The organism is Pontibacter litorisediminis (assembly GCF_029360645.1).
In the GTDB taxonomy this organism is placed as follows: domain Bacteria; phylum Bacteroidota; class Bacteroidia; order Cytophagales; family Hymenobacteraceae; genus Pontibacter; species Pontibacter litorisediminis.
This window is the reverse complement of sequence record NZ_JARDUA010000003.1, coordinates 150,202-163,242: the sequence shown is the minus strand read 5'-3', so window position 1 is coordinate 163,242 and position 13,041 is coordinate 150,202. Positions and strand designations below refer to the sequence as shown.

Sequence of the window (13,041 nt, the reverse complement as noted above, 5' to 3'; positions counted from 1 at the left end):
CACGTATGAACCTAATGCTATGACAAAACCTAAAATCCTTATATCGGAAGATGAGGTCATCATCGCGGAAGATCTAGCGGCTAGCCTGGAAGAATTAGGTTACGAGACGTGCGCCATAGACTCGGGAGAAGACACGATCGACATGATTCGGGAGACACAGCCCGACCTGGTACTGCTGGATATCAACCTCAAAGGCGATGCTGACGGAGTAGACATTGGTTCGCGGATCCGCGAGGAGTTCGGTATTCCGTTCATCTACCTTACCGCGTATGCCGACCCGGCCACTATTGATCGTGCTAAGAAAACAGAGCCCGATGGTTTCCTTGTCAAACCCTTTGATGAGAAGAGCCTGCGCTCGGCCATTGAGATAGCCTTGTACAAGCACGATAGCAACCACAAAGATGGCAAGCCGGCGAACGGCTCCAACGTTAACGCCAAAGACAAAGAGGTCAATGCCGATTATATCTTTGTAAAGGTAAAGCACCGCATCATTAAAGTGCACTACAGCGATATCCTGTGGGTGGAGGCGTATGACAACTACTCCTTTATCGTTACCGCCGACCAGAAGTACCTGGTCAGCTCCACGCTGAAGGACATGGAACAGAAGCTGCCGGCGCAGAACTTTGTGCGGGTGCACCGCTCCTACATCGCCAACCTCGACAAAATAGAGGCGCTGGAGGAAAACTCCGTGGTGTTCTCCAAGGGAGAGATCCCGATTGGTAAATCCTATAAAAAGGCGCTGATGTCCCGGTTCAACATCATTTAAGCATAACGATTCCCCCTCACCTCATTTCCAGCTACTACTGAAAAGAAAAAGGCCGGTGCTTCCACAGCACCGGCCTCTCTTTATACTTACAGGCAGGTATACCTAGTAACGGTAGTACTCTGGCTTAAACGGACCTTCCACTTCCACGCCGATGTAACGGGCCTGGTCTGGCGTCAATTCGTCCAACTCCACACCGATCTTACCCAGGTGCAGGCGGGCTACTTTCTCATCCAGGTGCTTCGGCAAGGTATAAACCTTGTTCTCGTAGGCCTCCGTGTTTGTCCAAAGCTCGAGCTGTGCCAGTGTCTGGTTAGAGAAAGAGTTAGACATCACGAACGATGGGTGGCCTGTGGCGCAACCCAGGTTCACCAGGCGCCCCTCGGCCAGTACGATAATATCTTTGCCGTCGATGTTATACAGATCTACCTGCGGCTTGATCACGTCTTTGGTGTTGCCGTACGCCTTGTTCAGCCAAGCCATATCGATCTCATTGTCGAAGTGGCCGATGTTACACACGATAGCCTTGTCTTTCATCAGGCGGAACTCGCGCTCCCCGATGATGTCTTTGTTACCTGTGGCTGTCACCACAATATCAGCCTCTTTCACGGCGTCTACCATTCTCTTCACGGCAAAACCGTCCATGGCAGCCTGCAGGGCACAGATCGGGTCGATCTCGGTAACGATAACACGGGCACCGGCACCGCGCAGGGAGGCCGCTGAGCCCTTGCCCACGTCGCCATAACCAGCCACCACGGCTACTTTACCAGCCATCATCACGTCCGTGGCACGGCGAATCGCGTCTACCAGAGACTCCTTGCAGCCATACTTGTTATCAAACTTGGATTTGGTTACAGAGTCGTTCACGTTGATGGCAGGCATTGGCAGCGTGCCGTTCTTCATGCGCTCGTACAGGCGGTGAACACCTGTCGTTGTTTCTTCGGACAAGCCTTTGATAGCACCAGCCAGCTCAGGGTACTTGTCCAGCACCATGTTGGTCAGGTCGCCACCATCGTCCAGGATCATGTTCAGCGGCTTGCGGTCTTCGCCAAAGAACAATGTCTGCTCAATGCACCAGTCAAACTCCTCGGCCGTCATGCCTTTCCAGGCGTAAACCGAAATACCCGCAGCGGCAATGGCAGCGGCGGCATGGTCCTGTGTGGAGAAGATGTTGCAGGAAGACCAGGTAACCTCAGCACCCAATTCCACCAGCGTCTCGATCAATACTGCCGTCTGGATCGTCATGTGCAGACAGCCGGCGATGCGGGCACCCGCCAGCGGCTTGCTCGGGCCATACTCCTCGCGGATGGCCATCAAGCCCGGCATCTCGGCCTCAGCCAATCTAATCTCTTTGCGGCCCCACTCGGCCAGCGATATATCTTTTACCTTGTACTTCAGATATGTCTCTACCATTTTCTCGTTTTTTCAAATAAAACACAAATTTACGCAATTTGTTGCACTTCATCAATAATAGCTGGTTTGTAGCCCCTAAGAAGTGGTGAGCAGAAAAAAACAGCGCCTGCCAAACATATGGCAGGCGCTGCAGCTATAGGTAGTAAAGGAGTTATTCTTCGTTCATGATGATCTGCGCATCGAGCATGTTGGTGTTACCCTCCGGTGGGGTCAGGAAGCCGCTGGCAAACACGGTGTAGATGTTTCCGCTCATTAGCTCCACATCCGGGATGGTGAGCACTGCCGTGGTAGTACCGGCCGGGCGAACCTCTAGGGTATAAGTACCGGCGCTTACGGGTGTGAAGTCAGTGGCAGACTTAAACGCTCTGTTGCTAAACAGCACTGGTCCCCCTTGCACGGCTATATCGACTGCAGGAGCATCAGGAGAAAGGTGCACGAAGCGCACGTGGGCCATACCGCTGGCAGGGTCGGTCAGGTCGTCTTCCAACACCAAGGGTTCGATGTTGTCCAGTGTGTTGATGGCGAAAACGGAGTAATCCTTGTCCGCCTCCAGGTCCAGGTTGGCGTTTATCACGGTGGTGGAGGTACCGGCGGCATTCACCTTCACGTTTTGCCTGCCTGCTGGCAGTTCCAGGTAGCCGGTGTTGTTAGGGAAGGTAAGCGGCGACGTGTTTACCTTCACGTCGTTGATCAGCAGGTCAACGCCTGGCGCATCAGGGGAGGCGTGCACCACCATCACCTCGGCATCATCCGTGTTAAGATCGATATCATCGTCGTCGTCGTCGCAGCTTACTAGGAACAAGGCAGGTAACACTGCCAACATTGCCATTTTTTTCATCCAATACTTCATAGCTCATTAAGAAATTAAATTTGATAATTGATTAACTCATTTTCTCTTTAACTGCGATGCTGAAGTTTTGTTTAACAAATATGTGAATACGTTAAACAAATTAGCATACCGCCTCCTTTTTTTAATCAATATCTTTGCAGCACCCATAAACAGAACCCGCCATGCGCACCTTTACCCCCGAAGAGCAGGAATTCATACTTCAGCACCAGCACCAAGACGTGGCCCAGCTGATGCTGCAGGCCGGCCGCTACCCGCAGCTGCCGGTGCAGGAGCTGGTGCAGCAGATAAAGGCACGGCAGAAGGCTGCGCAAAAGCTGCCTACCTGGGCTGGGCACCCGCAGGCGGTGTTTCCGGTGGCGCTGTCGGTAGAGCAGAGTTCTTCGGAGGTGACGGCGGCATTCAAGGCAAGCCTGGTGCGCGGAAAACTGCTGGTGGACCTAACCGGCGGCTTTGGGGTGGATAGCTTCTACTTTGCCCGCAGCTTTGGGCGGGTGATGCACGTGGAACAGAACCAGGAGCTACAGGAGGTGGCCACGTATAACTTCGGCTTGCTGGGCGCCGCGAACATCCAAAGTATAAACACCACGGCCGAGGACTTTTTGCATACGTTGGAGGAGAAGGCCGATGTGCTGTACCTGGACCCAGCCCGCCGCGGCGACCGCGACCAGAAGCTGCACCTGCTGCAGGACTGTGAGCCGGACGTGCTGCACCTGCTGCCGCTGCTCTTCCAAAAGGCCGACGCCATCCTGCTGAAAACCTCGCCCATGCTGGACATTGAGCAGGCGCTGCAGGAACTGGCCCACGTGGAACACGTGTGGGTGGTGGCGCTGCAGAACGAGGTAAAGGAGGTGTTATACTTGCTGCGGCCCACAGCTCCCGCCCCGGCCAACGTGCCCCGCACAACCGTGAACCTGCTGCCTAGTGCCGAGCCCCAGCTCCTGACCTTCACCCGCGCCCAGGAAGAAGCCGCCGCCCCTGTTTACGCCGATCCGCAGGAGTACGTGTATGAGCCTAATGCCGCCATACTGAAGGCGGGCGCTTACCGCTACCTGGGCCAGCACCTGCAGTTAAGCAAGCTGCACCCCAACAGCCATCTTTACACTGCTGCGCAGCTGCTGCCCCACTTTCCCGGCCGCAGCTTTAGGTGCCTCGGCGTGAGCCGCTATAATAAAAAGGAGCTGCTGAGGCAGTTGCCGGAGAAAAAAGCCAACATCACCGTGCGCAACTTTCCGGAGGCTGTGGCAGACATCCGCAAGAAAACCGGCCTAAAAGAAGGCGGCCGTACGTACCTGTTCTTCACCACCGACATGCACCAGAAGCCGGTGGTGCTCATCTGCGAGAAAGCATAGCCCCAAACAAGCCTGTTTGTAGCCCGTACAAAGTATAAACGCCGTGCCACAAGTATGGCCGGTTTATACTTTACTTTATAACACACAAGCTATGAAACAGGAGAAAGACCAGGACCAGCAGCGCCAGGATAGGATGAAGCAGGACGTCAACGAGACATCACGCACCATGAAACCGGGCAAATCGATCAAGAACAGCGGCACCAGTTCGCAGAGCGACGCCACCTCCCCCACCGTTGGCGGCACCGGAGGCGGCGTTACCAACATCCGCACAGGCAAAGACGCCGAAGAGAGCAGCGACAAGAAGTACTAGCCCCCGGCAAGCCAACATGGGCGGCTAACAACCGTACACTGTAAAACGGCCTTAGCGGTAAGGCACTATGTTTCACCACAAAATCTATGAGAACGGATGAAAGATCAGAAAAAGAAAAGCTTGGAATTCCACGGCTTTGCAAGTAACCCTGAAAAATCTTTTGAGGCAGGCAGGAAAGGAAACAGGCTGGCGATCGAGAACTCGCTGCGGGGCATGGGTAACACCGGCTCCAACACCCAGGCAAAGCCTGCACCATCCGCAGGAGAAAGTAACAACCACCAGGGCAGACCGGCAAAAGGCGGCAAAGGCTGGCAGAGCGTGAGCAACAAAGCCGACAGCGGGTCTTCTGAGGAATAACTAAACTTAACAAGAACCATGAAAGATCAAGATAAAAGCAAGAAAAGCGACCTGACCAACAAGAGCAAAGGCAACAGCAAGGACATTAGCAACAGCCTGGAGCGCGACGTGACGGACACCAAGATGAGCGGCAAACAAACGCCTCAGGCCCGCACCGACAACGAGCAGGACCGTGAAAGCAAAAAGCGTAAGAGCTAATAACGACACTATACTCCACCGAAACAGCCACAGCAACACATGCTGTGGCTGTTTTGCATTAAGCAGGCATATTTGCAAAATCCTTACCTTGTCCGTATTCACATATAAGTGCCTACAACTATGAAACCCATCCTCCCGCTCCTGCTAGCCGTTCTTTGCGCTTTGGCCGCCACGGCGCAGGCCCCTGTAGAAAAAGTCGTGACGTTTATGCTGCACACCCCCGGCCTGCCCGACACCGCACAAGTGTACATCACCGGCAGCGCCCCCGAGCTCGGCAACTGGAACCCGGCCAAAGTAAGAATGGAGCGCACCGGCGCCGATACCTGGGAGAAAGAAATCATACTGCGCGAGCCCATGCTGCTGGAGTATAAGTATACCCTCGGCAGCTGGGAGCAGGAGGCCGCCGACAGCACCGGGAGCCCGCTTGAGAATTACACGGTGAAGGTAGAGAGTAGCCTGCAGGTAAAGAACAGGGTAACCAACTGGCGAAACGGCGACAGCAAGGGGCCTGTGGCAGGTGGGGTTACAGGCGAATTGGCGCGCCACGAAAAAGTGGGCAGGAACGGTACCATTCCGGCGCGCGACCTGGTGGTGTGGCTGCCGCCAAACTATGCGCAAGACAAAAAGAAGCGGTACCCGGTGCTCTACATGCACGATGGCCAGAACCTATTCGACCCTAAAACCAGCTCCTTTGGAGTGGACTGGCGTGTGGATGAGACCGCCGACAGCCTGATCCGCGCCGGTGCCATAGAACCTATCATCATCGTGGGCATCAACAACACCGAAGCACGCATGCAGGAGTATGTGCCGGGCAAGAAGGGCTCTGCTTACATGGAGTATGTGGTGAACACGGTAAAGCCTTTTATCGACAGCACCTACCGCACCAGGCCAGGCCCCAGGCACACCGCCACGGGTGGCTCCTCGACGGGCGGCACCGTGGCCTTTATGCTGGCTTGGGAGTACCCGGAGGTTTTCTCGAAAGCCATTTGCATGTCGCCTGCCTTTAAGATACAAGACATTGATTACGTGGATGACGTGCTGGGCTACAAAGGGAAAAAGAAGCCTGTATACTTTTACATCGATAACGGCGGTGTGGAGCTGGAGCAGCAGCTACAGCCCGGCATAGACGACATGCTGCAGGCGCTGCAACAGAAAGGCTACCGCGAGGGCAAAGAGTACACTTGGGTGAAAGACGAGCAGGCCAAGCATTTTGAATCGGCCTGGGGCAAACGGATGCCGCAGGCTCTAAAGCTTCTGTTTCCGGCAAAATAACGTGCAAAATAATCATTTGCTTCACGCGTAAGGCATTGCCCAAAGGCCGTTTATAGTTATATTGCTCCTTCCTTTACACCTGAAAAAGCTATTCGGCAACAGAAGCAAAGGCAATGCTAGAGATCAGATACTTACACGAGGTTCCGCAGCACTTCGACACCGTGGCCGATTGGATTTACCGGCAGTGGTGGCAGAAGCCAGGCAACACCGCAGAGGTGGTAAAAATGCCCCTGCGCGAGCACCTGCAGGCGCAACCTTTGCCCGCTGCCCTTGTGGCGCTGGACGGTGAGGAGCCGGCAGGATCCGTGCTACTGATCGAGAGCGACGGCGTGGACGCCTTGCCGGACCTGACACCCTGGCTGGCGGCACTGTATGTACTGCCGGAGTATCGGGGGCAAGGCGTGGGCAAGCAGCTGGTACAGGCGCTGGAGCAGCATGCCATCCAGGCTGGCTTCTGTGATCTGTACCTGGTGGCAACCGACAGGGTAAGCTTTTACTATGAATTGGGTTGGCGCGTGTATACCAAGCTGGTCGGCAAGAACGGCATCACCATCATGCACAAAAGTATGGCAACGGTCTCAGAAAAGCACAAGGAGTAAGTATAACAAGCCTCTTTTGGTGAAGCGTAGCTTTTCGCTTTACTTCATATATCCCAAGCATAACAACATCATACCTTCCCCCATCTATGTTGAGAAGAGTTCTACAGACTGATCGTGCTAAAACAACCATTCTGATTCGGCTCATGGTAGGGGTGGTTTTCTTATCCGAGGGAATACAGAAGTTCCTGTTCGCGGGTACCCGTGGCGCTGGGCGTTTCGAGAAGATCAGGCTACCATCGCCTGAGTTTTTGGGCTACTTCGTAGGCTCTTTCGAAACCGTGTGTGGCTTCCTTATCCTGCTGGGGCTCCTCACCCGCCTGGCTAGTATTCCGCTTATTGTTATAATGCTTGTAGCCCTGACCACCACCAAACTCGGGATTCTGGCAAACGACGGCCTCTGGGAGATGCTGCACGCCTTTCGCACGGACTGGGCCATGCTGCTGGGTAGTATTTTCCTGCTGATAAAAGGAGGCGGCTGCTGGGCTGTGGACAGGAAGTTGGCGCACAGGGATTAGAGCAGGGAATACAGTAAGTTTTCTCTTAAGCTCAGGACTACCCCTTAAGAACAAGGTGGGGAATCATGGACGATTATCATCCCCCTGCCCGCTTCGAAGGGTGGCTACCCCTCCCCAACCCTCCCCTAAGGACAGGGGAGGGAGCCTCTGCTGTATCGAATCAAACCACCCCTACCCCTCCTTAGCCAAGGAGGGGAGCCTGTAGTTACTGGTACAGAAGTATAAGCGTCGTTGTCGCTCGTATAGCGCGGACAGGTCGAGACCTGTTCCTACAAAGTATAAACCCACCCCTAGCCCCTCCAAGGAGGGGCTCATCCCCCTGCCCCCTTCCAAGGGGGACTATACTTAGTCCATAGCAAAGGCAGAGGCTATTGGTTCTGTTCCCAATCCTTGGGTTGAGCGCCTTGTGAGATCCGGTGCCACGCTAGTGGCAGCGCCCTGGCGCAGGAGGGAACACAGCGCGATGCCCTTATCGAGGGCCCCTACCCCCAGGACGAGCCCTCTCGGGCTGGAGAGCATAAAGTATACTATAGAACAAGTTGGTTGTAAGGCTGTGGGTGAACAGCAGTTAGAAAGAATAGCTTGGGTCCTGCTGCAGAAAGCACGAGCTACAAGCTCGCATTAGCGATGGCTAAGAGAGGCACAAGCAGAACTCACCTCTTCTTACTCACCCACTTATTTCCCTTCACCCAAAACCGCCAGGGCAGCAGGGCATCCTCGCCGGCATAGTCTATACCGATGCGGGGGCCGGTGGCTATACTTTCCTCGGGCAGCACGACGCCCTTATCTTCTAGCCAAACAGTGTCGCCGGTCAGATCGGCGCCGTAGAGCTTTCTGTCGATGCCCAGGGCAATGCTGAGCACGCCCGGGCCGGCGGTAAGGTTTGGCTTTATACTTTGGAAGCCGCGACGCAGGAGCATCTCCTCTACCCCCACCTCCGGCACAATGGCCCGCACCAACACGGCGTCGGCTTTGTCTTTCTCGTTGGTGATGATGTTGAACAGGTGGTACATGCCGTAGACCAGGTAAACGTAGGCCACGCCGCCCTCGCTGTACATGATTTCGGTGCGCGCGGTGCGGCGGTTCAGGTGTGCATGGCAGGCGCGGTCGTTTTCTCCAGAGTAAGCTTCGGTCTCCACGATCATCCCACCGGTCAGCATGCCATCCACACAAGTATAGAGGTGCTTGCCCAGCAGCTCCTGCGCCAGTTGCACCACATCGGGCCGGGTATAGAATTCCTTCGGAAGCTTCACGGTTGGTTGTTTGTTGGTTGTTATTCGTTGTTGGGGTACGTGCGCTTAGGAGCAGAGTTAACAGCCATGATAAATGTTAACTGATAAATGAAAAATGTTCCCTACCTTTGCCCTCAGATTGGTGGCTGTAAAACTGCCGTTTTATGGCCTTAAAAGGGAAGCAGGTGTGAGTCCTGCGCTGTTCCCGCAACTGTCATCTTCAACAAAAGGGTTAGCCAACACCTTAGCCACTGTGCTGCACACGCTGCATGGGAAGGCGCGCTAACTGAAGAGAGCCAGGAGACCTGCCAGTCCGACACACGATTTGTCGTATGCTTTCGGGTAAAAAGCTGCACGGCCGCCGCTGTATTTCATGCGTTTGCTGTTCCTGCCTTTGCCCCAATAGCATGCTTCGGGATGTAAGCAACGTTTATTTTGGCAAAATTCTCTTTTCTGAAAGTATGGCTCTGTGCCTGCCTGTGCAGCACGGCTTCTGTGGCTATGGCGCAGCAGGACACCACGCAGCACCAGTTGCGCACCGTGGAGGTGTTTGGCAAGCCTGCCGAGGTGTATGCTGCCGGCAGCCGCGTGGTGCAGGTGGACAGCGCCTACCTGAGCACCTACAGTTCCGGCACCCTGGCCGAGGCGCTGCAGGCCCGCACGCCCGTATACCTCAAAACCTACGGGGCCAGCGGAAGTTCTACGGTAGCTTTCCGGGGTACCAACGCCTCACAAACAGCCGTGCTCTGGAATGGCTTAAACATCGGTTCCCCCACCCTGGGCCAGGCCGACTTCTCTACCCTACCTTTGAGCGGCATCGGTGAGGTGGCCCTGCAATATGGCTCGGCAGCGGCGACCTACGGCAGCGGGGCCATTGGCGGGGCGGTACTGCTAAACTCTCCCAAGTATAAAACCCAGGGCTTTGGGGCCGATGTGAAACTGGAGGCTGGCAGCTTTGGCCGTTACTTTGGCAGCGGCAGCGCTGGCTATAGCAGCAAAAACTTCAGCTACGGCCTCAGTCTCTACCGGCATCAGGCAGAAAACAGCTTTACGTATAATGACCTTAGCCGCTTCGGCACCCCGGAAGTGCGACTACAGCACGCGCAGCTGGAGCAGCATGGCCTTACTCAGGACCTGCGCTGGCAACTCTCCCCGAAAACGGCGCTGGCCCTGCATGGCTGGTACACGTTCTCAGACCGCGAACTGCCGCCTGCCATGGGCTCCGCCGACACTGAGGCGAAGCAAAAAGACGAAAACTTGCGCCTCATGGCAGAGCTGGAGCACGAGAGCCGGCTGGGGCAGACAAGTATAAAAGCCGCCTGGTTCAACGACCTGCTGCACTACACCGACCGCAGCAACAACTCCGTAGCGGATGTAAACACCTACCAGCTACAGGCGGAGCAAACCTATACTTCCGGCGAGCGCTGGAGTCTGCGCGGTGGCCTTAACCTGCAGCGCTTCGAGGCGACAAACGACGGCTACAACGGGCAGCAGGACGAGAACCGCGCCGCGCTTTTTGCCCTCTTCCGCTTCGACCCGGTGCAGCCGCTGCAGCTGTCGCTGAACCTGCGCCAGGCGCTGGTAGAGCATTATAACCCGCCGCTTACGCCAGCGCTGGGCTTTAACTGGAAGTTTTTCAACAGCAACCGGCACCAGGTATCCCTGAAAGGCAATGCCAGCGGCAGCTACCGCGTACCAACGCTCAACGACCGCTTTTGGGCAGGTGCCGGCAACCCAGACCTAAAGCCGGAGCACGGCTGGAACTACGAGCTGGGCCTGCGCCACGTGCTGGTACAGGACAACAGCTTCTTGTTAGAGACCGAGGCCACTGGCTATCTCATGCAGATTGATAACTGGATACAGTGGTCGCCGAACCGTACCGGCCTCTGGCGCCCCACCAACCTGCAGAAGGTGGAAAGCAAAGGGCTGGAGCTGAGTACCACCGCCACCGCCAAGCTAGGGGAAGTAAAACTGATTAGCACGGCGGCCTATACTTATACTTCGTCGGAGCAGGTAAAGGTGTATGAAGGAACAGGCGACCTGGGCAAGCAGCTGATGTATGTGCCGCGTCACAAGGCCATACTTTCGGCGGAGGGCAAGTATAAAAGCTGGAGCCTGCTGGGCAACCTGAACTACACCGGCCTGCGCTATACTTCCAACTCCGAAACCAGCCACCTCGACGACTTTATATTGCTGCACCTGGCCCTGAGCCGAAGGCTGCAGCTGGGGCAAAACACCTTGCTGCTCACGCTCCGCTCCGATAATGTGACCAATGCCGAGTACCAGACCATGGCTTACCGCCCTATGCCGCCGCGCGGCTATACCTTCAGCTTACGCTTTATTATCCCTTAATTTATACTCATACCTAAACCATAATGAAAAAACGCAACTATTTCCGTAGCTTCTTCCTGGCTGCCACCCTGGCCGTCAGCTCCCTTGCCTTCACCAGCTGCGACAGCAATGACAGCGACGGGCCAAGCGGCGCCTATGCCGAAGACGGTGTATTCGTCCTGAACGAAGGGAACTTCAGGGAGTCGAATGCTTCTATCTCTTTTTACAGCAACAGCACAGAACAGGCGCAGCAAAATGTTTTTCAAAAAGAAAACGATGGGCGGTTGCTTGGCGATGTGGTGCAGGACATGGAATTGGCCGGCAACCGCGCCTTCATCGTGATGAACAACAGCAACAAGATTGAGGTCGTGAATGCCGCTACTTTCAAATCTGTGGGTGTGGTGGAAGGCCTGAGCGCTCCCCGCTACTTTGTGGCCCTCAACAACGAGAAAGGCTACGTTACAGAGTGGTTTCCTCCTAATGCAGACTGGTCTTACAACAGAGGGCGCGTTTCAGTTATCGACCTAAAAACGTATAAAGTAGTTAAAACGATTGAGGTGGATGTGCAACCTGAGCAGCTGCTGCTAGCAGGCGGCAACTTGTATGTAGCCAATTCAGGTACTCCGCTTGTGCACGTTATTGATACGAACAATGACATGGTGGTGAAGACGATCGAGGTTACCCACGGCCCCAACAGCCTGGCACTAGACCGCAACAATAACCTGTGGGTGCTAAGCTCGGGTTATAAAGACTGGAACGCACCGGCATCTGAGCACACGGCAGGCGCTCTTTCTAAGATCAACATCGCCAACAACACCGTTACGAGCACGATCACCTTCCCAGAGGCCACCGCCTCGGCGAGCAAGTTACTCATCAACGGCAATAAGGATATGCTGTACTTCCTTTACAATGGCGCCGTGCACCAGCAAGACATCAACGCCACTGCGCTAAATACCACGCCGCTCATCAACCGCAGCTTTTACGGCTTGGGCGTAGACCCTGAGACAGGCAACATCTACGGCGGCGATGAGAACAGTTTTGACGGTGACGGCACGGTGTACATCTACAACCCACAGGGCAACCAGATAGGCAGCTTCAGGGCTGGCATCGGCCCGAATGGCTTTGTGTTTAACTAAACGAGAGGCATTTGAAAACAGGAAAGCCTGCCCTATACTTACATGGGGCAGGCTTTCCTGTTTTTAGAATGCTTGTTTCTTTCTGACAGCTTACTCCTGCTGCTCCTGTACATCTTCGCGGTCTACGCCATCCCGTTGGCCATCACCCGCATGCACGGCAGAGCCTTCCTCAGCGCGCTCATAAGGCTGCTCCAAGGAATCCTGCTCGGCTTTTTTAGTGTAGTCCTCGCCTTCCTCTCTGCCTACCATACTTCCCTCCTCTTTGATGTCGCTTCGCTCGGTGTTCACTTCACCCGGGTCTGTGCCCGTACTGCAGGCCACCATCCCAAAGGAAACCATGCCCGTAGCTATCAGTGTCAAAAAAGCAGATCTTATCTTTTGTGTATTCATTATCTTTTCAGTTTGCCGTTAAACATAGTTACCAGGGCCTTAATCGCTTGCCCCGGGTTTAGTGAATGTACGTTACGGTGCAGTTTATAGTTGAAACCCATATCGGTGGGCGGTGTTCTCCGTACATCAGCAAAGAACCATACCTATACTTGCCATGGAAGAGAACAAGCCCAAGCAACCGCCCAAAGAAACGACCAAAGACGACTCCTCGGATGTAAAAAAAGTACGGCAGGGCAAACCGGCCCCGCCACCGGAGCCGGAACCAGAGGAGGAGCACACTGAACAGGAGCGCGAGGCTGAAAAAGGCCACGCCTGATTTTTAAATG

At 54.9% G+C, this 13,041-nt stretch carries 15 protein-coding genes and 1 riboswitch; of the genes, 11 read left to right on the top strand and 4 right to left on the bottom strand.

Annotated elements, in window-relative coordinates; genetic code table 11:
- The first annotated feature begins 19 nt into the window (after nucleotides 1-19).
- Complete coding sequence (locus PXG97_RS10575) at nucleotides 20-766, top strand: LytR/AlgR family response regulator transcription factor (protein ID WP_276497733.1); 747 nt, start codon at nucleotides 20-22, stop codon at nucleotides 764-766.
- A 102-nt stretch (nucleotides 767-868) separates the two neighbouring features.
- On the opposite strand, the gene ahcY is transcribed toward PXG97_RS10575, so the two are convergent.
- Together ahcY and PXG97_RS10565 are read right to left on the bottom strand one after the other, a co-directional pair.
- Complete coding sequence (gene ahcY / locus PXG97_RS10570; protein ID WP_276497732.1) at nucleotides 869-2,176, bottom strand: adenosylhomocysteinase; 1,308 nt, start codon at nucleotides 2,174-2,176, stop codon at nucleotides 869-871.
- Nucleotides 2,177-2,327: 151 nt separating this feature from the next.
- Entirely contained in the window at nucleotides 2,328-3,026 is a 699-nt protein-coding gene (locus PXG97_RS10565) for a DUF4397 domain-containing protein (protein WP_276497731.1), read from the bottom strand.
- A gap of 161 nt (nucleotides 3,027-3,187) precedes the next feature.
- Here PXG97_RS10565 and PXG97_RS10560 point away from each other — a divergent pair, with 161 nt between their 5' ends.
- The 7 genes from PXG97_RS10560 to PXG97_RS10530 all read left to right on the top strand — a co-directional run bounded on the left by PXG97_RS10560 (nucleotide 3,188) and on the right by PXG97_RS10530 (nucleotide 7,626).
- On the top strand, nucleotides 3,188-4,375 hold the full coding sequence (locus PXG97_RS10560; protein WP_276497730.1) for a THUMP-like domain-containing protein: 1,188 nt from the start codon (nucleotides 3,188-3,190) through the stop codon (nucleotides 4,373-4,375).
- Nucleotides 4,376-4,466: 91 nt separating this feature from the next.
- Complete coding sequence (locus tag PXG97_RS10555) at nucleotides 4,467-4,685, top strand: hypothetical protein (RefSeq protein ID WP_276497729.1); 219 nt, start codon at nucleotides 4,467-4,469, stop codon at nucleotides 4,683-4,685.
- Between the two features lie 96 nt (nucleotides 4,686-4,781).
- The gene (locus tag PXG97_RS10550) at nucleotides 4,782-5,042 is read left to right on the top strand and encodes a hypothetical protein (protein ID WP_276497728.1); all 261 of its coding nucleotides are present in this window, start codon (nucleotides 4,782-4,784) and stop codon (nucleotides 5,040-5,042) included.
- Between the two features lie 18 nt (nucleotides 5,043-5,060).
- Nucleotides 5,061-5,240: a hypothetical protein gene (locus PXG97_RS10545; protein WP_276497727.1), complete on the top strand. Its 180-nt coding sequence runs from the start codon at nucleotides 5,061-5,063 to the stop codon at nucleotides 5,238-5,240.
- A gap of 120 nt (nucleotides 5,241-5,360) precedes the next feature.
- Nucleotides 5,361-6,512 carry an alpha/beta hydrolase-fold protein gene (locus PXG97_RS10540; protein WP_276497726.1) on the top strand — a complete coding sequence of 384 codons (1,152 nt, stop codon included), beginning with the start codon at nucleotides 5,361-5,363 and terminating at the stop codon, nucleotides 6,510-6,512.
- A 113-nt stretch (nucleotides 6,513-6,625) separates the two neighbouring features.
- Nucleotides 6,626-7,111, top strand: a complete 486-nt coding sequence (locus PXG97_RS10535) for a GNAT family N-acetyltransferase (RefSeq protein ID WP_276497725.1) — start codon at nucleotides 6,626-6,628, stop codon at nucleotides 7,109-7,111.
- 86 nt (nucleotides 7,112-7,197) lie between these two features.
- Nucleotides 7,198-7,626 carry a DoxX family protein gene (locus tag PXG97_RS10530; protein ID WP_276497724.1) on the top strand — a complete coding sequence of 143 codons (429 nt, stop codon included), beginning with the start codon at nucleotides 7,198-7,200 and terminating at the stop codon, nucleotides 7,624-7,626.
- Between the two features lie 653 nt (nucleotides 7,627-8,279).
- Here the strand turns inward: PXG97_RS10530 and PXG97_RS10525 are convergent.
- Nucleotides 8,280-8,879 carry a DNA-3-methyladenine glycosylase gene (locus PXG97_RS10525; RefSeq protein WP_276497723.1) on the bottom strand — a complete coding sequence of 200 codons (600 nt, stop codon included), beginning with the start codon at nucleotides 8,877-8,879 and terminating at the stop codon, nucleotides 8,280-8,282.
- 102 nt (nucleotides 8,880-8,981) lie between these two features.
- Nucleotides 8,982-9,185: riboswitch (cobalamin riboswitch) on the top strand.
- Between the two features lie 108 nt (nucleotides 9,186-9,293).
- Between PXG97_RS10525 and PXG97_RS10520 the strand changes: the two genes are divergently transcribed.
- Both PXG97_RS10520 and PXG97_RS10515 read left to right on the top strand, forming a co-directional pair.
- Nucleotides 9,294-11,210, top strand: a complete 1,917-nt coding sequence (locus PXG97_RS10520; RefSeq protein ID WP_276497722.1) for a TonB-dependent receptor plug domain-containing protein — start codon at nucleotides 9,294-9,296, stop codon at nucleotides 11,208-11,210.
- A gap of 23 nt (nucleotides 11,211-11,233) precedes the next feature.
- Nucleotides 11,234-12,325, top strand: coding sequence for an L-dopachrome tautomerase-related protein (locus PXG97_RS10515; RefSeq protein WP_276497721.1), 1,092 nt, complete (start codon nucleotides 11,234-11,236; stop codon nucleotides 12,323-12,325).
- A gap of 90 nt (nucleotides 12,326-12,415) precedes the next feature.
- Here the strand turns inward: PXG97_RS10515 and PXG97_RS10510 are convergent, their stop codons facing one another.
- Nucleotides 12,416-12,685, bottom strand: a complete 270-nt coding sequence (locus PXG97_RS10510) for a hypothetical protein (protein ID WP_276497720.1) — start codon at nucleotides 12,683-12,685, stop codon at nucleotides 12,416-12,418.
- Nucleotides 12,686-12,869: 184 nt separating this feature from the next.
- On the opposite strand from PXG97_RS10510, the gene PXG97_RS10505 reads away from it, so the two are divergent.
- The gene (locus PXG97_RS10505; protein ID WP_276497719.1) at nucleotides 12,870-13,031 is read left to right on the top strand and encodes a hypothetical protein; all 162 of its coding nucleotides are present in this window, start codon (nucleotides 12,870-12,872) and stop codon (nucleotides 13,029-13,031) included.
- The last annotated feature ends 10 nt before the right edge of the window (nucleotides 13,032-13,041 follow it).